Origin of the sequence: Sulfurimonas sp. (assembly GCF_019429335.1) — a bacterium.
In the GTDB taxonomy this organism is placed as follows: Bacteria; Campylobacterota; Campylobacteria; order Campylobacterales; family Sulfurimonadaceae; genus Sulfurimonas.
The window spans coordinates 1-19,421 of sequence record NZ_JAHYJB010000035.1 but is presented as its reverse complement, the minus strand read 5'-3'; the positions used below and the strand labels follow the sequence as shown (position 1 = coordinate 19,421).

Annotated in this window: 18 protein-coding genes and 1 pseudogene; 8 read left to right on the top strand and 11 right to left on the bottom strand. The window is 39.2% G+C overall.

Annotated elements, in window-relative coordinates:
• Nucleotides 1–74: 74 nt before the first annotated feature.
• The 8 genes and pseudogenes from K0A91_RS09660 to hypB form a co-directional block, all read right to left on the bottom strand.
• Nucleotides 75–881: pseudogene (locus K0A91_RS09660) on the bottom strand (DUF4238 domain-containing protein); the annotation flags it as partial.
• Nucleotides 882–917: 36 nt separating this feature from the next.
• Complete coding sequence (locus K0A91_RS09655; RefSeq protein ID WP_295009979.1) at nt 918–2,087, bottom strand: restriction endonuclease subunit S; 1,170 nt, start codon at nt 2,085–2,087, stop codon at nt 918–920.
• Entirely contained in the window at nt 2,080–3,174 is a 1,095-nt protein-coding gene (locus tag K0A91_RS09650; protein WP_295009978.1) for a PDDEXK nuclease domain-containing protein, read from the bottom strand. Before K0A91_RS09650 ends, K0A91_RS09655 begins: the two co-directional genes overlap by 8 nt.
• On the bottom strand, nt 3,161–4,720 hold the full coding sequence (locus tag K0A91_RS09645) for a class I SAM-dependent DNA methyltransferase (RefSeq protein ID WP_295009977.1): 1,560 nt from the start codon (nt 4,718–4,720) through the stop codon (nt 3,161–3,163). Before K0A91_RS09645 ends, K0A91_RS09650 begins: the two co-directional genes overlap by 14 nt.
• A 68-nt stretch (nt 4,721–4,788) precedes the next feature.
• Nucleotides 4,789–6,258 carry a pyruvate kinase gene (gene pyk, locus K0A91_RS09640; RefSeq protein ID WP_295009976.1) on the bottom strand — a complete coding sequence of 490 codons (1,470 nt, stop codon included), beginning with the start codon at nt 6,256–6,258 and terminating at the stop codon, nt 4,789–4,791.
• A 49-nt stretch (nt 6,259–6,307) separates the two neighbouring features.
• On the bottom strand, nt 6,308–7,435 hold the full coding sequence (hypD, locus tag K0A91_RS09635) for a hydrogenase formation protein HypD (protein WP_295009980.1): 1,128 nt from the start codon (nt 7,433–7,435) through the stop codon (nt 6,308–6,310).
• A complete protein-coding gene (locus K0A91_RS09630) occupies nt 7,428–7,670 on the bottom strand; it encodes a HypC/HybG/HupF family hydrogenase formation chaperone (RefSeq protein WP_295009975.1) in 243 nt (80 codons plus the stop codon). The genes hypD and K0A91_RS09630 overlap by 8 nt, the downstream gene beginning before the upstream one ends.
• Nucleotides 7,670–8,410 carry a hydrogenase nickel incorporation protein HypB gene (gene hypB, locus K0A91_RS09625; protein ID WP_295009974.1) on the bottom strand — a complete coding sequence of 247 codons (741 nt, stop codon included), beginning with the start codon at nt 8,408–8,410 and terminating at the stop codon, nt 7,670–7,672. The genes K0A91_RS09630 and hypB overlap by 1 nt, the downstream gene beginning before the upstream one ends.
• Before the next feature lie 87 nt (nt 8,411–8,497).
• Here hypB and K0A91_RS09620 point away from each other — a divergent pair, with 87 nt between their 5' ends.
• The 5 genes from K0A91_RS09620 to K0A91_RS09600 all read left to right on the top strand — a co-directional run bounded on the left by K0A91_RS09620 (nt 8,498) and on the right by K0A91_RS09600 (nt 13,485).
• Nucleotides 8,498–8,971, top strand: coding sequence for an NAD(P)H-dependent oxidoreductase subunit E (locus tag K0A91_RS09620; RefSeq protein WP_295009973.1), 474 nt, complete (start codon nt 8,498–8,500; stop codon nt 8,969–8,971).
• The gene (locus tag K0A91_RS09615) at nt 8,968–10,332 is read left to right on the top strand and encodes an NADH-quinone oxidoreductase subunit F (protein WP_295009972.1); all 1,365 of its coding nucleotides are present in this window, start codon (nt 8,968–8,970) and stop codon (nt 10,330–10,332) included. Before K0A91_RS09620 ends, K0A91_RS09615 begins: the two co-directional genes overlap by 4 nt.
• A 233-nt stretch (nt 10,333–10,565) precedes the next feature.
• The gene (locus K0A91_RS09610) at nt 10,566–11,297 is read left to right on the top strand and encodes a 2Fe-2S iron-sulfur cluster-binding protein (protein WP_295009971.1); all 732 of its coding nucleotides are present in this window, start codon (nt 10,566–10,568) and stop codon (nt 11,295–11,297) included.
• 132 nt (nt 11,298–11,429) lie between these two features.
• Entirely contained in the window at nt 11,430–12,320 is an 891-nt protein-coding gene (locus K0A91_RS09605; protein WP_295009970.1) for a KilA-N domain-containing protein, read from the top strand.
• Nucleotides 12,283–13,485 (top strand): IS256 family transposase, encoded by a 1,203-nt coding sequence (locus K0A91_RS09600; RefSeq protein WP_295009969.1) that lies wholly within the window; start codon nt 12,283–12,285, stop codon nt 13,483–13,485. The genes K0A91_RS09605 and K0A91_RS09600 overlap by 38 nt, the downstream gene beginning before the upstream one ends.
• A gap of 108 nt (nt 13,486–13,593) precedes the next feature.
• Here the strand turns inward: K0A91_RS09600 and K0A91_RS09595 are convergent, their stop codons facing one another.
• Nucleotides 13,594–14,316, bottom strand: coding sequence for an ORF6N domain-containing protein (locus K0A91_RS09595; RefSeq protein ID WP_366511632.1), 723 nt, complete (start codon nt 14,314–14,316; stop codon nt 13,594–13,596).
• A gap of 142 nt (nt 14,317–14,458) precedes the next feature.
• Between K0A91_RS09595 and K0A91_RS09590 the strand changes: the two genes are divergently transcribed.
• The 3 genes from K0A91_RS09590 to K0A91_RS09580 are packed head-to-tail and all read left to right on the top strand — an operon-like array spanning nt 14,459 to nt 16,865.
• Nucleotides 14,459–15,010: a hypothetical protein gene (locus K0A91_RS09590; protein ID WP_295009967.1), complete on the top strand. Its 552-nt coding sequence runs from the start codon at nt 14,459–14,461 to the stop codon at nt 15,008–15,010.
• 2 nt (nt 15,011–15,012) lie between these two features.
• Nucleotides 15,013–16,443, top strand: a complete 1,431-nt coding sequence (locus K0A91_RS09585; protein ID WP_295009966.1) for a Ni/Fe hydrogenase subunit alpha — start codon at nt 15,013–15,015, stop codon at nt 16,441–16,443.
• On the top strand, nt 16,443–16,865 hold the full coding sequence (locus K0A91_RS09580; RefSeq protein ID WP_295009965.1) for a hypothetical protein: 423 nt from the start codon (nt 16,443–16,445) through the stop codon (nt 16,863–16,865). The genes K0A91_RS09585 and K0A91_RS09580 overlap by 1 nt, the downstream gene beginning before the upstream one ends.
• Here the strand turns inward: K0A91_RS09580 and K0A91_RS09575 are convergent.
• A complete protein-coding gene (locus K0A91_RS09575; RefSeq protein WP_295009964.1) occupies nt 16,845–17,321 on the bottom strand; it encodes a hypothetical protein in 477 nt (158 codons plus the stop codon). The two genes, K0A91_RS09580 and K0A91_RS09575, sit on opposite strands and share 21 nt — an antisense overlap.
• Nucleotides 17,322–17,360: 39 nt before the next feature.
• A complete protein-coding gene (locus K0A91_RS09570) occupies nt 17,361–19,256 on the bottom strand; it encodes a glycosyltransferase family 2 protein (RefSeq protein WP_295009963.1) in 1,896 nt (631 codons plus the stop codon).
• Nucleotides 19,257–19,421 lie beyond the last annotated feature (165 nt).

Below are 19,421 nucleotides of genomic sequence, written 5' to 3'. Positions count from 1 at the left end.
AGAAAAAATCCAAGAGAAATAAAAAATCATTCGGACACTTATGCTAAAATATCGCCACAGAAAATATCTCTTCTTCAACTGTCCGAATGAAACCGACAGAGGTGTCCGGATAAACCGTTATATGCAGCATGTCCTTTATTTAAAGGGTATTCAGTTAAATTTTCTTCATTATTGATATTATCTTCTAAAATTAAAAGTCTTGTAGGGCTTAAAGGTAAACTAATTACAACCCCATTAGACCCAACACCCAATAAACCTGTTTTTGCATTTGAAATTATTACTGGTCTATCGCTTGTTATAAATACCTTTTCTTCAGAAGCAATAATAGACCATTTCTTTTTTATAAGTTGTTCGATAATAGTTGTTGCTAAATATTCTATATTTTCAATAAAAAACATACTTTCATGAAAGCTTGAAGCATTGATAGAATCTTCTACCTCTTTTATATCAATAACACTCTCTTGACCTTTAACAACAAAAGTAAATTTTGTGTCGCCCTCTGGAATATTTTCCATAATTTCTTTACAGAAAAAGTTTTTAAATTCTTTGTATTCTGCTAATTTATCGGGATGTCTCAAAATCAGTGTACTAATAAAAAGCGCAACCCCTTTCTTCATCGAAGGTGATAAACCCACTTGATTATTTACAAACTCTCTCCATATTTTAGATATCGTATTTTCAAGTCCAGCTAACTTGTCTTCCATATAAAATGATCTATTATTTTTTTCATCTTGCGGTGAATATAGATACCGTTCATACGCAACAGTATCTATATTACGTATGGATTTTTTTTCATTATTTAAATCATATATATGAATTTGAGCTTTGTCTTTTTTACCATATGTTTCACTGGTCGCAAATTCTTTTAAATAAAACTTCGGAACATAATGTTGCTGTTTTGGTTTATTAGTTTTCGTTTATAACTTCACCCTCACTTCCCCGCTCATAAGCTTAGGTAAAAGTGTGTCTCTCATATTTTCAAGAGTTTGGATTTGCTTTATATTTGAAAGTATTTTTTCAAATAATGAATCTGTTTGTTTGTGAAAATTATCAATAAGTTCAAAACAAGTTGGTATGGGAAGTGTTTTAATCAGTTGCTGACTGATGTTTTGCTGAGCAGAGCCAACAGCCATATTGATTATCTCTTCTTTGTAGTTTTTTACAAACATAAACAAAAAAGTATATGGATACTTTTCGTTAGGCTTTAATGCACATATCGCTTGATTACAAGTCATTTCTTTGGAAATTATTGCATATTCCCCAACAGTTGCTCCATACATTGCAATTAACACAGAGTGCTTTGGTAATAATTTTGCTGATGAATTTTTTAGTGCTTGTGCAGTAATTTTTTCTTCAGTTGAAAGTATGAAACCTCCTGATAATTCTTTTGATTTAATCCATTCAATAGTTCCATCTTCATAAAACTCCATTTTACTTCTAGATGGTGTTCCGCCAGATGTTGTTTCAACAACCTCTCCAAGTGCAACTTCTTCCCATTCATCCTTAGCTTCTTCAATAAACCATTGTCTAAAAAGTGTTTGTGCTAGTTCTTCGAGGGTTTTGTTCTGGCGGTGGAGAAGGTCGATTTTATCATCAAGGCTGCTTAGAACTTCTGCTATTGCTTTTTGTTCTTCAAGTTGAGGAAGCAAAATATCTATATCTTTAACAACACTGCCTGATATTTCCGCAAAGGTTGTCCCTGATCCAAGTTGTTGTAAATAATCAACACTGTTTTTTATCCAATAATATAAAAACTCACTAATGCATATACCATTTTTTGGTACTAAACTTTTAAACCCTTGGTTTGTGCAAATTTCATTTTGCGCAATTGCTACATAACCAATAGGTGCTCTTGATGTTAAAAGAACAGATCCTTTTGGCATAAGCTTTGTCGATGAATTTTTAAGACCCATTTCGGTAATAAATCTATCACCATGAGAGATATAAACATTACTATAACCAGTTAAATCACGAGGAGCTAACCATGGAATATTACCATTCCAGTATTCTTCAATTTCAGTTTTAGGTGTTCCACCACCAATGACATATGCAATCTCAGAAATTTTATATTCTTTCCACTCACTCATCACCCACCGCCTCTGCATTCTCATCTTCTAATTGTGCCTCTATTTGCTCTATGCTAGGAAGTGATGATTTATACTCTTTTGGAAGGATTTCTGTGAGCTCGTACTCACTAATACCCAAAGGTTTATTTATATCTTTGAGTGCATACTCTACAACTATGTCATTTTTGGATTTGCAGATGAGTATCCCTATGGTTGGATTGTCATTTTTATCTTTTAGCTCACCATCTACTGCTGATGTATAAAAGCTAAGTTTTCCTGCAAACTCTGGTTTGAACTCTTCTACCTTTAGCTCCACTACCACATAACACTTAAGCTTTATATGATAAAAAAGCAAATCTATTCTAAACTCACCACCACCGACTAGGAGCTTATACTGTCTGCCCACAAAGGCAAATCCGCTTCCAAGTTCTAGTAAAAATTTTGTGATATTGTCCGTGAGAGCATTTTCTAACTCTTTTTCAAGGTAGCCTTTTGTAAGGCTCAAAAAATCAAAGTTATAAGGGTCTTTTGTAATCTCTTTGGCTAAATCAGATTGAATAGGTGGCAATGTAGCTTCAAAATTTGTGATAGCTTTTCCATCCCTTGCATAAAGATTTGTTTCTATTTGGTGAATAAGTACATTTCTACTAATACCGTTTTCAATAGTGTTTTGTACATAATAGATGGCTTCATCTACACTTTTGCATTTTTGAATGATGGCGATATTATGTCCCCATGGTATCATCAAAATTTGCGAAACAACTTGTTTCCTCTTTTTATCATCATATTGGGCAACAAGCTGTTTCCCTTTTGTATCCATTGTCGTATAAAATAAAAACCACTGTCGTACATATTTTAAATTACGATATGAAAACCCTTTTACATCAGAAAATTCTGCACTCAAATCATTGCTTAGTTGCTGTAAAAAACCACTTCCCCAAGTGCTATTTTTTTGTTTTTCAACTATTTCATTTCCAAGGTTCCAATAAAACTCCAACAAAGTGCTATTAACTTGTATTGATGCCTTTATTTGAGATCTTTGAAACTTTTGTTTTATCTCATTTATCCACTCTTTATACTCTGATGAGATTATCTTAGTTGGCTTCATTTTCTACCACCAAGTTTACTTTGGCTAGATTTGCCAAGATTTTGTCGTTTAGGCTTTGTTCCTCTTGCATCTGCTCTTTTAGCTCTTGTTGTAGAAAAGCAAATCTCTCTTTGAAGTCAAACTCATCCTCAACATCTTCAAGTCCTACATATCGCCCAGGAGTGAGAACATAATTCATCTCTCGTACTTTTTCGAGGCTTGCTGATACGCAGAAGCCTTTTATGTCTTGATAAGTGGATTCCGTATCAAGTACGGAATGACGAGAGGTATGAATTTTCCAGTCGTGGTAAACTTTAGCTATATAGTTTGTGTCTTCATGGCTGAACTCTTTAGTGCGTCTGTTGATAAGCGCACCCATATTTCGAGAGTCTATAAATAAAATATCTTTGGTTGTTCGTCCTCGTTTCATAAACCATATTGAAGCGGGGATTTGAGTATTTAAAAAGAGTTTTGCAGGTAGATTTACTATGCAGTCGATTAAGTTGGCTTCGATGAGAGCTTTTCTGATTTCGCCCTCGTTTGAAGTGTTGGAAGTGAGGCTTCCTTTTGCCAGTACAAAACCTGCCGTTCCTGTTGGTGCCAAGTGATAAAGAAAGTGTTGTATCCATCCGTAGTTGGCATTTCCCTCTGGCGGCGTTCCGTATTTCCATCTTCCGTCGTTTCGTAACAGGTCACCGCTCCAGTCACTCACATTGAAAGGCGGGTTAGCGATGATGAAGTCGGCTTTGAGGTCTTTGTGAGCATCATTTAAAAATGAGCCTTCGTTGTTCCATTTGACTTGTGAGCTGTCTATTCCACGGATGGCAAGGTTCATTTTTGCCAGTCGCCATGTGGTTTGGTTTGACTCTTGACCGTAGATAGATATATCGTTAATACGCCCTTGATGTTCTGTGACAAACTTTTCAGACTGAACAAACATACCGCCGCTTCCACAACAAGGGTCAAAAACTCTACCCTTGTACGGTTCAAGCATCTTTACAAGAAGCTCAACAACACTTTTTGGAGTATAGAACTGTCCGCCCTGTTTGCCCTCAGCAAGAGCAAACTCGCCTAAAAAGTACTCAAACACATGACCAAGCACATCGGCACTTCTAGCCTTTGCATCTCCAAACGCTATGTTTCCTATAAGGTCAATGAGTCCGCCGAGAGATTTACTGTCAAGATTGTCTCTTGCAAAGACTTTTGGCAATACACCTTTTAGAGATGGGTTATCTTTTTCGACAACATCCATAGCTTCATCAACAATCTTTCCTATATTTGGCAGTTTGGCATTTGAAAGAAGAAACGACCATCTGGCAGTAGGTGGAACAAAAAACACATTTTCAGCTTTGTACTCATCTCTATCTTCTGGGTCAGCTCCTGCATAGTCACCGTCGCCAGCTTTTAGTTGGTTATAAAGTTCTTCAAAACTATCAGAGATATACTTTAGAAAAACAAGCCCCATAACCACATGTTTATACTCTGCGGCATCAATATTTTTTCGTAGTTTATCTGCGGCTTTCCATAGTTGTTTTTCTATCGACTCTTCTTGTTTCTCTTTCGCCATTGCTTCTTTTTCCTAATATATGTACTTTATTATTTTCTTATGTATTTTAACTAAATTAGTTAGAATATTTACACTTCATAACAACCCAAATCTTTTAGATTAACAAAAAATTCCATCTCCTCTTTTCGAAGCGCTCTTATCATATTTGTGCTGCCGCTCACCCCGGACGGATCGCCTGCTATAAGAATGTAGCTTTTCTCGAAGCTGATTAGATTGCGTTTTATTCCATCGTTTAAAAGCTGGTTGAGCATCTGCCCGATTGAGCCTTTTTTTACCAAAAATGCGGGAACTACGCCCCAAACAATAGTCAGAACTCTTGCCGTTTTTTGCGAATGAAAGCCCGCGTAAATAGTCTGGTTTGGTCTGTATCTTGCGATTTTTTTCGCACTGTTGCCTGAGTTTGTCATGGCAATAATCCCGTCTGTTTTTAGATGGTTTGACAACCTTGCAGCGGAGTAGTTTATGCTGTCTGTAAAATCATGCATCACAAAATCTGAAAATTTATGATATGGATAAGTTGACCTCTCAGTCGCTCTGATGGTTTCCATCATAATTGTTACCGCCTCTACGGGGTATTTGCCCACGGTCGTCTCTTCGGAGAGCATAACTGCGTCAGTTCCATCAAGTACGGCATTTGCCACGTCGCTTATCTCCGCCCTTGTCGCACTCTTGGAGTTTGTCACCGAGAGAAGCATTTGAGTGGCGGTAATGACGGGCTTGCTCATCTCATTTGCTTTTTGGATAATCATTTTTTGAACCTGAGGCACTTCATAGTAGGGAATCTCTATCCCCAAATCGCCTCTTGCAACCATTACCCCGTCACTTGCTTCTATGATCTCGTCAATATTTTCAACGGCATCAAACTTCTCTATCTTTGCAAATATCTGCACATCTCCGCCAAAAGAGCTTACAATCTCTCTGGCTTTTATGACGTCTTTTGCATGTTGAACGAACGATATCGCCATAAAATCAACACTGTTTTTTACGCCCCACTCCATATCTTTTATATCTTTTGGCGTAAGTACATCAAGACCTAGTTTGGTGTTTGGAAAATTAACCCCTTTAAAAGAGGATAAGATACCGTTACTAAGAGCTTCAACCACAATTTTGTCATTTTTTATTTCTACTATTTTTGTCTTAATCTGCCCATCACAAAAGAAGATATGGCTATCCATCTGAAGATTTTGTAAAATTTTAGGCTCGCTGATGCTCACCACATAGCTCTCATCTTCGCTTTTGTATCCGGTTACTTCTTTTTTTAATATCTCTATCTTGTCGCCGTGCATAATCTCAAAAGCGCCATCTAACTCCCCTACTCTTATCTTAGGACCGCTGATATCCTGCAAAACTCCTATGAAAAGAGCTGTCTGCTTGCTTGCCTCTCTGATTCTTTGCAAAACGCCCAGATGATACTCGTGCGTACCGTGAGAGAAGTTGAGTCTAAAGACATTTACTCCTGCCCTTATCAGCTCTATAATTCTCTCCAAACTATCACATGAAGGCCCGACTGTCGCTACTATTTTTGTTCTTTTTTTCATGATTTATAAACACCCTTTTTTTTAACAAAATGCTAAGATTTAAAAAACATTATAACAGATTCCCATACTTATAGTACGCGGCACATGCCCCCTCGCTGCTTACCATACAGCTTCCAAGCGGGCTTGAGGGCGTGCAGGCTTTGCCGAAGACTTTGCACTCTACTGGGTTTGCCTTGCCTTTTAAAATATCTCCGCAGATGCAGAGTCTATGGTCGTCTATCTTCTCATTTGGCAGTATCTCTTTGTAAAAAACCTCAGCATCAAGCTGTCCGTACTCATCCTTTAACTTCAATGCACTCTTTGCAATATCGCCGATGCCGCGCCATCTAAAATGCTCTCTTTTCTCAAAGTACATGTTATTTAATTTTTGTGCCTCTGTATTGCCATTATGCGTAACGCTTCTGCTGTACTCGACCTCAACTTCGCATCTCTCTTCGCTCAACTGTTTTAAAATCATTAAAACCGACTTCATAACATCAACAGGCTCAAAACCGCTTACAACCAGAGGCTTTTTATAATCACGGGGAAATTCGTCGTAAATCTTGCTTCCGCTGATAACACTGACATGTGCAGGTCCAATAAAAGCGTCTATCTTGTTTGTTTCATCGTCTAGCAAAACCCTCATCGGCTCAGGAACGGTTACGTGGTTTATGTGAAAGAGGATGTTAGTTATACGCTTCTCTATGACTTGATTGATAAGTGCCGCTGTCATGGGCGTTGTCGTCTCAAAACCTATGGCAAAAAATATAACTGTTTTATCTGGGTTTTGCGCAGCGATTTTGAGCGTGTCCATAGGAGAGTAGACAAATCTTACGTCGCTTCCCTTTGCTCTTGCATCTTGAAGCGTTCCGTGGCTTCCTGGGACTTTTATCATATCGCCGAGAGTTATCAGGATGACATCTTTTTGCTCAGAGAGCACATAGGCGTGGTCTATCCTCTCCTTTGGCATGATGCAGACAGGACAGCCTGGACCGTGAACAAACTTTACATTTTTTGGCAGAAGCTGGTTTAAACCGTACTTCATAATGGTATGCGTATGTCCGCCGCACACCTCCATGATGTTTACCTCATGTGGTATTTTTTGGGCTTCTTGCTCTATAAGCTTTGCGTAGGCTTTTATGATACGAGGGTCTCTAAAGCCGAAGTAGAGCTCTTTTAACCCCAGCTCTCTACTCATCATCGTCCATTCTTCTTGCTATCTCATCAAACGCTTCTAAGCTAAGCAGGGCATCTTCATTGTCGATTTTGTTCATTATAAAACCTACATGTATAAGTACATAATCCCCCACCGCTACACTTCCCTCCTCCATAAGGTCAAGCGAAGCTTCGCGGCTCACTCCCATCGTATCGACAGTGGCTACGTTTTTCTCTTTGTCTATCTTTGTTACGCGGCTTGGGATTGAGAGGCACATTATCTCATCTCTCTTTTAAACTCTATCCAGTTAAGCACTCTCTGCACTGAAGCGTCATCCTTGATGCTCATCTCCAAAATATCAACGTTTGGTTTTAGCTTTCTCGCCTCTTTTTTCTCGGCTTCCACATCAAAATCAATATATGGCAAGAGATCTGTTTTTGTTATAAGAACCAAATCGGCTTTGCGAAACATCACTGGGTATTTTGCTATCTTGTCATCTCCCTCAGGGACACTTACAAGGACGATGTTTAAGTGTGTTCCGACATCATAAGAGGCTGGACAGACAAGGTTTCCGACATTTTCTACAAAACAGACATCAACCTTCTCAAGGTCTAAGTGATGAAGCGCTTTATGAACCATAAAGGCATCCAAGTGACACGCACTCCCCGTTTGTATCTGATAAGCATCTATACCTTTTGCTATTAGTCTATCTGCATCCCTTGAAGTCTCTAAATCTCCTTCTATGACGGAAAATCTGAACTTTGCCATGTCTGCAAACTTCTCTAAAAGAGCTGTTTTTCCGCTTCCGGGACTGCTCATAATGTTAATAGCCAAAACATTGTGACTCTCAAAATGTGCTCTGTTATGAGAAGCCTCATGGTCATTTTTATCCAAAATCTTCTCAATTACCTCTATGGTCTTTGCGTCATTTAGCTGAGGGTTTGCATGGACGTTTTGCATATCATGAGTATGTTCGTGTGTATGCTCCGTTATACTGCATCCGCAATCTTTGCACATTATCTGCCGCCTTTTTTGTAAAGATTAGACTATTTTAATTAATTGTTCCTTATAATAAAGAAAGTTTCCTATAAAGGATATTACAAGATGAATATTAGCGCAGACGACAGATACAACACACTGGAAAAGAGCATGAAAAAGCTCTCTTATGAGAAAAACGCTCTCATCGAAGTTCTTCACAGCGCTCAAGAGATATTCGGGTATTTGGGCATCGATACGCTCAAATACATCGCCAAAAGATTAAAACTCCCCTACTCAAAAGTTTACGGTGTTGTCACCTTTTACAACTACTTCAGGCTAAAACCAAAAGGCAGACACAATGTAGTCGTCTGTTTGGGAACTGCCTGTTATATAAAAGGCTCTGAGAAAATCCTTGAGAAGATAGAAAAAAGATTTGGCATTAAAGCGGGTGAAACTACATCGGATGAAGCTTTATCACTACTTACTGCAAGATGTTTCGGCTCATGCTCTTTGGCTCCCGTCATAGTCTGTGATGAGCAGATAAAAGGTAAAGTATCGCTTGAAAATCCACTATGCGATATTGAGGAGATGATAAAATGATAACATCAACCGCAGAGCTGCAAGAGTTAGCGAGCAAAAAAAGAGAAGATAATGAAAAAAATCCAAGAGAGATTAGCCCTGAGCGTTCAACTCCTTTTTACACAAAACAGAGAAGAATCGTTCTTGAGAACGAGGGGCTTATAGACCCTGACGATATAGAGGATTATATAGCTCACGGCGGCTACATGTCGCTATTTAAGGCACTAGATGAGATGAGCCCAAAAGAGGTTATCGAAGAGGTAAAGATCAGCGCTCTTCGCGGTCGCGGCGGCGGAGGCTATCCGACAGGACTGAAATGGGAGAGCGTCTCTAAAGTGCAAAGCCTACAGAAGTACATCATCTGCAACGGTGATGAGGGCGACCCTGGGGCTTTTATGGACAGAGCGGTTATGGAGTCTGATCCGCACAGAGTGTTAGAGGGAATGGCGATTGCGGGTTATGCCTGCGGAGCAAACAAAGGTTATATCTATGTTCGCGCGGAATACCCAATAGCGGTAGAGAAGCTAAATAGAGCCATAAAACAGGCAACAAAACTTGGGATATTGGGAGAGAATATCGCTCACAGCGGTTTTAATTTCACTGTTGAAATTCGCCTCGGCGCAGGAGCGTTTGTTTGCGGAGAGGCTACTGCCCTTATAGCTTCCATAGAAGGCAATCGCGGACATCCAAGGCAAAAACCGCCTCATCTGAGTGATCACGGTCTTTGGGGTCAACCTACTGTTTTAAACAATGTCGAGACACTCGCGAACATCACACCCATCATCAAAAACGGCGGTGCTTGGTTTAAAGCCATAGGCACGGAGAGCTCAAGCGGAACAAAAGTTTTTGCACTCACGGGACATATAAAAAACACGGGACTTGTCGAAGTTCCAATGGGAACAACTTTAAGAGAGCTTATCTTTGACATCGGCGGCGGCGCTACCGAGGGGCGAAAATTTAAAGCCATACAATCAGGTGGTCCTAGCGGAGGGTGTATTCCAGAGCATCTTTTAGACCTGCAGATTGATTATGAGTCGCTTAAGAGTGCGGGCTCCATTATGGGAAGCGGCGGGCTGATAGTAATTGATGACAGTTCAAACATGGTTGAGATTGCACGTTTCTTTATGGACTTTTGCAGGAGCGAATCGTGCGGAAAGTGTACACCGTGTCGGGTAGGGACAACCGAGCTTACACTTCTTTTGGATAAGTTTATAAAAAAAGAGGCTACAAAAAAAGATTTTGAACTTCTAAAAGAGATGTGCAACATGGTAAAAAGTACAAGTCTTTGCGGGCTTGGACAGACTGCGCCAAATCCAGTTTTAAGCACAATAAGATACTTTGAAGATGAGTATCTGGCGGGAATAGATACCAAATGCCATTAGCCAGCTATTTGTTAAATAAAAGAGAAGCTATTGGCTATGAGGCATATCTTTGCAGCCCTAGCAGGGCTAAGGCAAAAAGATATAACGAGGTAGACGATAGCTTCTCTTTTACCCGTAAGGCGATTGTATCGCACGCCACTGTTTCGTTACAATTTTTTGAAGCTACTGGTAGCGTCTTCAAAGTTGTGCCTCGCATTGACATGCGATACAATCGTTTAACATATAATTAGCTAATGGGATTTGGTATAACAATGATTAGAGAAAAAGTAAGAGTTAAAAGCTTTAAGATAAATGATATCTGCGTCACTGGGCAGTCTAACCAGACTATTTTGGAAGTTGCACGCGACAACAACATCGAGATTCCCACTATGTGTTACTTAGAGGGACTTAGCTGTGTCGGCTCGTGCAGAATGTGCATAGTGGAGATTAAGGGCAGCCATGAGCCTACCCCCGCATGTACCGCAAAGATAAAAGAGGGGATGGAAGTAACTACTAATTCACCCCAGATAGAAGCCGCAAGAAAGATGATACTCTCTATGATGTTTTCTGAACGCTCCCACGTATGCTCTACCTGCGTTGCAAACGGAGACTGCGAACTTCAAAACAAGTCGGTAGAGCTTGAGCTTGAGCACTCTGAGGTGCCGTATCTGAACCAAAGATTTGAGATAGACGCTTCGCATAAAAACTTTGTAAACGACCCAAACAGATGTATTTTGTGTACAAGATGTATCCGTGTCTGCGATGAGATTGAGGGCGCGCATGCGCTTGATTTAGCAGGCAGAGGGTTAAATATGCGTATAGTGCATGATATGGACGAGCCTTGGGCTGATTCGCAGAGTTGCACGAGTTGCGGCAAATGCGTCTATGTCTGCCCGACTGGTGCGCTTTATGAGAAAGATATCAGCGAAGAAGAGGTCATTAAAAAAAGGGGCATTATTACGGAGCTTATAAAAAATAGGGGGTAAGTAAACCTACATATAAGAAAATTATTTTGAGTTGAGGCTTATTACTAAGAGCAAAAATATAACAAATTGCAATATTTTCTAGCTATCTCTAATTTATGAGATATATTAAGAAAAATATATGCAAGCCTTAAGATGAAAAATAACAAAATTTTAGTACAAAATACAGAAGTCTATATTAAGCAACATGCAAAAGTTGATTTTATATCTTTGACGGATATAGCAAGATATAAAGATAAAGAGCGAAGTGATTATATTTTGCAAAACTGGATGCGAAACAGAGAAACGATAGAGTTTTTAGGTTTATGGGAAAAAATCAATAATGATAATTTTAATTCCATCGAATTCGATGGAATTAAAATGCAAGCAGGAGTAAATAGTTTTATTCTTACACCAAAAAGATGGATAAAAAAAACATCTGCCATAGGCATAATCTCCAAAGCAGGCAGATATGGCGGTACTTATGCTCATAAAGATATAGCATTTGAATTTGCATCTTGGATAAGTGCCGAGTTTAAACTATTTCTCATTAAAGAGTTTCAAAGACTAAAAGAAGATGAGATACAAAACAAATCGCTTGAATGGGATTTGAGTAGAAGTTTGTCAAAAATAAATTACAAAATTCATACGGATGCTATAAAAGAGCATTTGTTGCCACGGACGATAAACAAACCAAAAGAGAGCTTTATTTATGCAGATGAAGCAGATTTACTAAATGTTGCTCTGTTTGGGATGACTTCAAAAGAGTGGCGAGAAGCCAACAAAGACAAAGATGGTAATGTTAGAGACTATGCAAGCGTAGAGCAACTCATAGTGCTTTCAAATCTTGAGAGTATCAATGCGGAGCTTATCAAACAAAATATACCCCAAAATGAGCGACTGGTAAGACTAAACCAAACAGCAATTACGCAGATAAAATCACTTATAAAGGGACCGTTCATAATTCTGTGTCAATCGGGTAAAATAACAAATACCCAAGGAAAGACACATGAAGATAGAAATAGATGTAGAGCAATTTGCTCGTGATATAAAAGCAGGTAAAAGTATTGGTGGCTCAGACGGGGCTTTAGGCTCACTCATAAAACAGCTCACCGAAGCTGCACTCGCAGCTGAGATAGATTCTCATCTCTCTGCTGACCTCCAAAGAAACAGAAAAAATGGCTATAGTTCAAAGACTATGAAAAGTAATCATGGAGTATTTGAGCTTGATGTGCCAAGAGACCGCAACGGCAGCTTTGAGCCTGAAATTGTTAAGAAAAATCAAACCACCATGAGCGATGAGATTGAAAAAAAGATTCTCTCACTCTATGCTTTAGGCAACAGCTATTCTCAAATAGCCAAACATATCGAAGATATTTACTGCGTAGGCTTCTCTAAAGCGACAATAAGCGCTGTAACCGATAAAATCATTCCTATGCTTCAAGAGTGGAAAACAAGACCCTTGGAGGCTGTTTATCCATTTATATTTTTAGATGCCATTCATTACAAAGTCAAAGAGGACGGTCGCTATATCTCAAAAGCATTTTACACAGTGCTGGGCGTGCGTGTGGATGGTAAAAAAGAGGTACTTGGATTGTATCTAAACGAGAGCGAAGGCGCTAAGTTCTGGTTACAGGTGCTCACTGACTTACAAAACCGCGGAGTTAAAGATATTCTTATCGCTTCAGTAGATGGACTTAAAGGCTTTCCAGAAGCCATAAACTCAGTATTTCCAGATACTCAAGTGCAACTCTGCATCGTCCATCAAATACGCAACAGCCTCAAGTATGTTGGTTCTGCCAATCAAAAACAATTTGCTAAAGAACTCAAAGCCGTTTATCAAGCTTTTACAAAAGAAGAAGCGGAGTTTGAGCTCGATAAATTGGAAGAAAAATGGGGTAAAAAATACCCTATCGTTTTTCAATCTTGGAGAAATAAATGGGAGAATTTATCTGTGTACTTTCAGTACCCAGAAGATATACGCAGAGTTATTTACACAACTAATATCATCGAATCAGTCCACCGCCAGTTTAGGACTCTAACAAAAACCAAAGGTGCTTTTCCTAATGATGATAGCCTACTAAAACTACTTTATATGGGGATTCAAAATGCCCAGCAAAAATGGACTATGCCGATTAGAAACTGGAGCTTAACACTCTCTCAATTAGCCATCCACTTTGAGGGACGGCTTGATGACGCATTAAATTTATGATACAATTTTAGGAATTACTCGATGCTGACACAGAATCTTGAACACTACCCTTATAAATAACCCAACTCTTAAAAATTTAGCAGGTAAATAAACCTACATGTAAGAAAATTATTTTGAGTTGTCAAACGAACTCATATAGTTCTTATTTAATTTTGATAATAAATCATCAACATCTATATTTATTTTAGAAAACGCAAACAATTTTTTACCTAAATCTTTTAAACTTGCACCAAGATGATAAATCTCTTTTTTATCAAAGATTAAAAATCTATCATGAGAGTTTTTAAAAGTTTTGAGCGTGATGTTATTATATTGTTTAGAGTATTTTTCATAGTCAAGTTTGAGTTGCTTTGAGATGATGTGCGTGTATATCGTAACTTGAATATTTGGAACTTTTGAAAACAGGGTAAATACCGTATCGTCTATGTAATTGTCTATCAAAATTATCTCTTCTTTTGCACTTTTTACTAAATCACTTGCAAAAATATAAGCATCATAAATCTGTCTATCATAGAATACCCCTTGAGTTGGCTTTAGCTGTTTGGATTCTATGGCTTTAAAAATTGTGTCAAAATTGTTGTTGTGAAGTAGAAGTTGTTGCTCAATCTTGTCAAATCGTTGGAAAATAGAGGCATTATCTAAAATGAGTTTTCTCATTTTTGCAAAGGTTTTTATTAATGAAATGGTTACATCAGAGGCAGCTTTGCTTTTTAATATGGTTGCGAGCATATATATGCCTTGTTCGGTAAATACTTTTGGATTTGTTCTTATTTTAGAAAAATTTGGGGTCGAAAATTTCGACCGCAAATTATCAAATTCTATATTTGTCAATTCAAATTAAAAATATTGCAGATTGTCATATAAAATTAGTATATGTTATGAAGCTAAAGAGGGAACGAAGAAAATTATTTTGAGTTATCAAACCAACTCATAAATTTGTTATACTATTCTCTTTACAACAGAGGTAAGACAGATGAAAGATTCTCCAAAAAAACTGCGCCTTGCAACTCTTTGGCTTGATGGCTGTTCGGGATGTCACATGTCGATACTCGATATGGATGAGAAACTCATAGAGATAGCTCCTCTTATTGATGTCGTTTACAGCCCTTATGTCGATGCAAAAGAGTTTCCAAAAGATGTTGATTTAGCCATAGTTGAGGGTGCACTAAGCACCGAGCACGATATAGCGATGATAAAGAAGATAAGAGAGAACTCAAAACTCATACTCGCTCTTGGAGATTGCGCAATTACGGGAAATGTCTCGGCTATGAAAAACCTATTTGGCAGTGATGCGGTTTTAGAGAGGGGTTATTTAGATTTGGCAGATACAAATGAGAACAATACGTACCCATCCAAAATAGTGCCAAAACTTCTGGATAAAGTTTTACCTCTGCATGAAGTTGTAGATGTAGACTACTTTCTTCCCGGCTGCCCTACTCCCTCAGATGCGATATATGAGATGCTTAAAGCGCTTATAGAGGGCAGAGAAATAAATATACACTCCCTTACAAGATTTGGAAAATAGTTATGGAAAACAGAAAAATCATAATCGACCCCGTAACAAGAATCGAGGGGCATGCAAAGATAACAATCGACCTTGATGAAAACGGCAAAGTAGAAGATGCAAAGATACATGTAACGCAATACCGCGGTTTTGAGAAGTTTTGCGAGGGCAGAATCTACACCGAGATGCCAGCAATAACTGCGAGAACTTGTGGTATCTGCCCAGTCAGCCACGTTATAGCATCTACTAAAGCTATAGATGAGATTCTCTGTATCACTCCGCCGCAAGCGGGTATAAATATACGAAAAATCATAAACTTAGCGCAGATAGTCCAATCCCACGCGCTAAACTTTTTTCACCTCTCAAGTCCCGATTTTATCTACGGTTTTGACGCGCCAAAAGAGGATAGAAATATCTTTAAAATGATGCAGACGCATCCTCAAATGGCAAGAGACGGTATAAATCTAAGAGCATTCGGGCAAAAAATCATAGAGGAGTTGGCGGGAAAAAGAATCCACCCCACAGGCATAGTGGCAGGCGGAGTGGAGCATAAAATAGAGCAAAGCCAAAAAGAGGCGATACTCTCACAAATCCCAGATATGATGAAAATAGCGCAGGGTGAGCTAGAGTTTTTTAAAACAAATCTTCATAAGTTTCAAAAAGAGATAGACGCTTTTGCAACTTTTCCCTCTCTTTTTATGGCACTTTCAAATGAAGAGAGAACGCTTGAGCACTACGACGGAGAGCTCTGTTTTATGGACAGCGAGGGAAATATCCTCAAAGATAAAATCAGAGCGCAAGATTACAGAGAGTTTATCGGCGAAGCGGTGGAAGAGGATAGCTACCTAAAATCTCCATACTACAAACCGCTTGGCTATGAGAATGGAATGTACAGAGTCGGAGCACTTGCAAGACTAAACATAGCACAAAGCTGCGGCACTCCTTTGGCGGATGAGGAGCTTAAAAAGTTCAAGACGCTTGGTGGCGGCAAACCTGTTTTAAACTCATTTTACTACCACTACGCAAGGCTTATCGAGATTATTTACGCCATCGAGAAAATAGAAGAGCTTTTAAATGACGATGAGACGATGAGCGAAAATGTAAAAGTAACCTCAAAAATAAGCAACCTAAGAGGTGTCGGGTGTTCGGAAGCGCCAAGAGGAACACTCTTTCACGATTATCAAGTCACAAAAGAGGGCATCATAACAGCCGTAAATCTCATCATTGCGACGGGAAACAACAACCTTGCAATGAACGCCGGAGTAAAACAGACGGCAATTGCGTTTGTGGATAGCAAAAGTATAACAGACGGCGCACTTAATAGAGTCGAAGCGGTCATAAGATGTTTTGACCCATGCCTTAGCTGTTCTACTCATGCGCTGGGAATAGTCTCATCAAAAATCGAGGTGCGCGACCACAACAAAAAAGTAATCCAAGTGATTGATAGAAACTGATGAGAGTCATCATTGGTTATGGAAGCTCCATTAGAGGCGAAGATGCTTTTGGGCTTGATGTTATAAAAGAGCTGCAAAACTCTCCTCTAAAAGAGACAAAACTCATATCTGCTCATCAGCTAACACCTGAGATGGTTTTAGAGCTTCAAGATGCTGATGAGATAGTTTTTATAGACAGCTGTCATGATGAGAAAAACCCCTACGCGTTGGCTTGCTCTTTGCGTGAGCAGAGCACTCTAAACCTAAGCCACCATATTTCGCCAAAAACAATTATCTACATGTTAAAAAATTTATACGCCAAAAACCCGCACTTTTACATCTACTCGATGATGAGCTCCAACTTTGAGAGTACAACCCATAACAAACGCTACAAAGAGGCAATAAGAGTGGTTTCAGAGCACTTATTGCACTCTTTTAAATGAACTTTTCTCTATAAGCCTAAGAACAATAGCCGAGATGTAGGGAATGCTTTGGATAAAGAGCGTAGAAGCAAAGAGATAAACCTCTACTATTTCCTGATAGTTTGTCATAATAAGCGCTGTAAACGACCCGATAAGCAACAAAGCTAAAATAATCTCGTTTTTCACGGGACTGCTGACGCTTTTTTTACTGTTTCCGCCCTTTTCCGTGCGTTTAAACGGCAAGCTGTCTTTTACAAATCCGTCGTAAACAGCTTTAAAAATCGTAAGCTGAAGGCTCATCGCCGCAATAGCGCCCAAAAATGAGTGAAACAGATTTGCTTTTACTCTGGTTCTATAAAGCACAAACGAATGGATGACGTTTACCAAAAATGCCGTTAAAATAGGCACAGTAAGCGCAATAGTAGGAATTGTAACACCGACAAAGATTATAACGGGCACCCAAATAATGTTTAGCATCGAAGTCACCGTTCCAAGTGCGTCAGAGAGCCAAAAAAACTATCCCGTAATAAAGTGGTGCTTTTGCGCAGGAGTCAAAGTTTTTGATGATGGTTTAAAGTGGTGCCAATGCTTTTTAAGTATCTGGATAGCCCCGTAAGCCCAGCGGTGACGCTGATTTTTAAATGCCTCTATGGTGTCTGGAAGCAAACCGTGACCGTATCTGCGGTTTGTATAGTGACCTATATAACCTGCTTCAAAAAGTCTAAGTCCAAGTTCGCTGTCTTCAACTATGGTATCTGTGTTCCACTGACCTACTTCATCAAATGCGCTTTTACGTATCATTAGCATAGTTCCGTGGGCAACTATGGCGTTTTCTTCATTGCGCTCAACCATCCCGATATCGAAAAAGCCCGCATACTCCGCATTCATAGCAGTTTTCAGAAGTGACTCTTTGCCGTCTCTATGGTCTTGCGGAGCCTGAATAAGTGCTACCTTGGCATCATCAAAAATAGGAATCAATTCAATGAGCCAAGTTGGAGAGATAACATAGTCGGCATCGACAACCGCCAATATTTCAGCATTAGGATTTACAAAAGAGAGCGCTTTATTTAGTGCTCCCGCCTTAAAACCGTCGCACTCGATATCAATATATACAAACTTCTCGCCAAGCTCTTCACAAAGTGCTTTTATAGGAGCTTTATAGAACTCCTCAGGCGTATTGTTGATTATAACCAAAACCTCGTAGTTTGTATATTTGAGCTTTGAGAGTGCCATAAGCGTCTCAACTAAAACATGTAGCTGTTCCTTGTATGCAGGAACATGTATGCTTACAAACGGAACGTGATTTGATTTTAAATCAAGCGGAATAAGTCTTTTTGGACGTTTTCCTATCGTACATTTAAAGAGTTCATTTGCCTTTGCAAGCGTAATTAGCGTAAGAGGCACCATAAGAATGGAGCCCATTCCCCACATAATCCACATGCCGAAATTCATATAGTGCGTAAACGGATAAACGGCTGACATAACTATACCAAAGGAGATTCCCTGCGTGGCCAAACCGTATGTAATTGCATGTAGGAAGTTTATATGCTGATTTCTAAGCCCGAAGAATGTCAAAATAGCACCTATCAATGCGGCAGCAACCATCTGCATAAACCAAAATGGCTCTACAAGAACGGCTCCCTGCATCTCAAACTTCTGATTTCTTTTAGCATCAAATATACCCCAGTAGGGTCCGACACTTCCTTCATGAACGCCCTTCCACGGCTGATCAAACGCTTCCATAAGGTTATAGCTAAGCTTCTCCTCTTTTGCAAAAATCAGAAATCTTCTAATAACGGTTGCCTGATTCTCAGGACTTGCCACGGCGCTTTTGTTATTGTAGCCCTGACTAGGCCAGCCAAACTCGCCGATGGTAATTGGCTTATTTTTATGCGTCTCTTCTACCCTTTGGTAAACATCTTTAAAAAATGGCAAAAAACTCTCAGCTCTGATTTTTTCCCAATATGGAAGGATATGAATGCTTACCGCATCAACTTCATTCCCAAGAGCAGGATACTCAACCCAAACATTCCACACATCTGACGTAGTAACAATAGGCTTTTGATCTTTTTTTTTATACTTTTTCTCGAGTTTAGATATCGTCTCTTTAAAATCCCTGATGTATGCAACCAGCTTATCAAGCTCTAAATCTTTGCGAAGAAGCACCTCATTTCCGACAATTACGGAGAGTATGTTTGCATAGTGAGCATCTAAAAGCTCTTTTGCTAAAGCAATCTCTTTTTCATTATCTTCTAAAACAGGAGAGAGCCAAATACCTAAATGAACTTTCATGTCTAGTCTCTCTGCAATAGGGAGAACTTTTTGCGCTTCACTAGCCGAATATAGACGTATTTTTGTGGTAAAACGCTTTATAAGCATCAGATCTCTGTTTATATCTTCATCACTCAGCATCTCTTTGTTGCTGCCTTTATACGGAGCATATGAGAAAGATGCAAAAAACGGTTCAAATCGGACACTAATGTCGGTTGAGTTCGGACAGTGATGTCGGTTCTAATCGGACAGTGGTGTCGGAAATGATTCGGACACTTTGGAGTAAAAACCGACACTTAAGTTTAA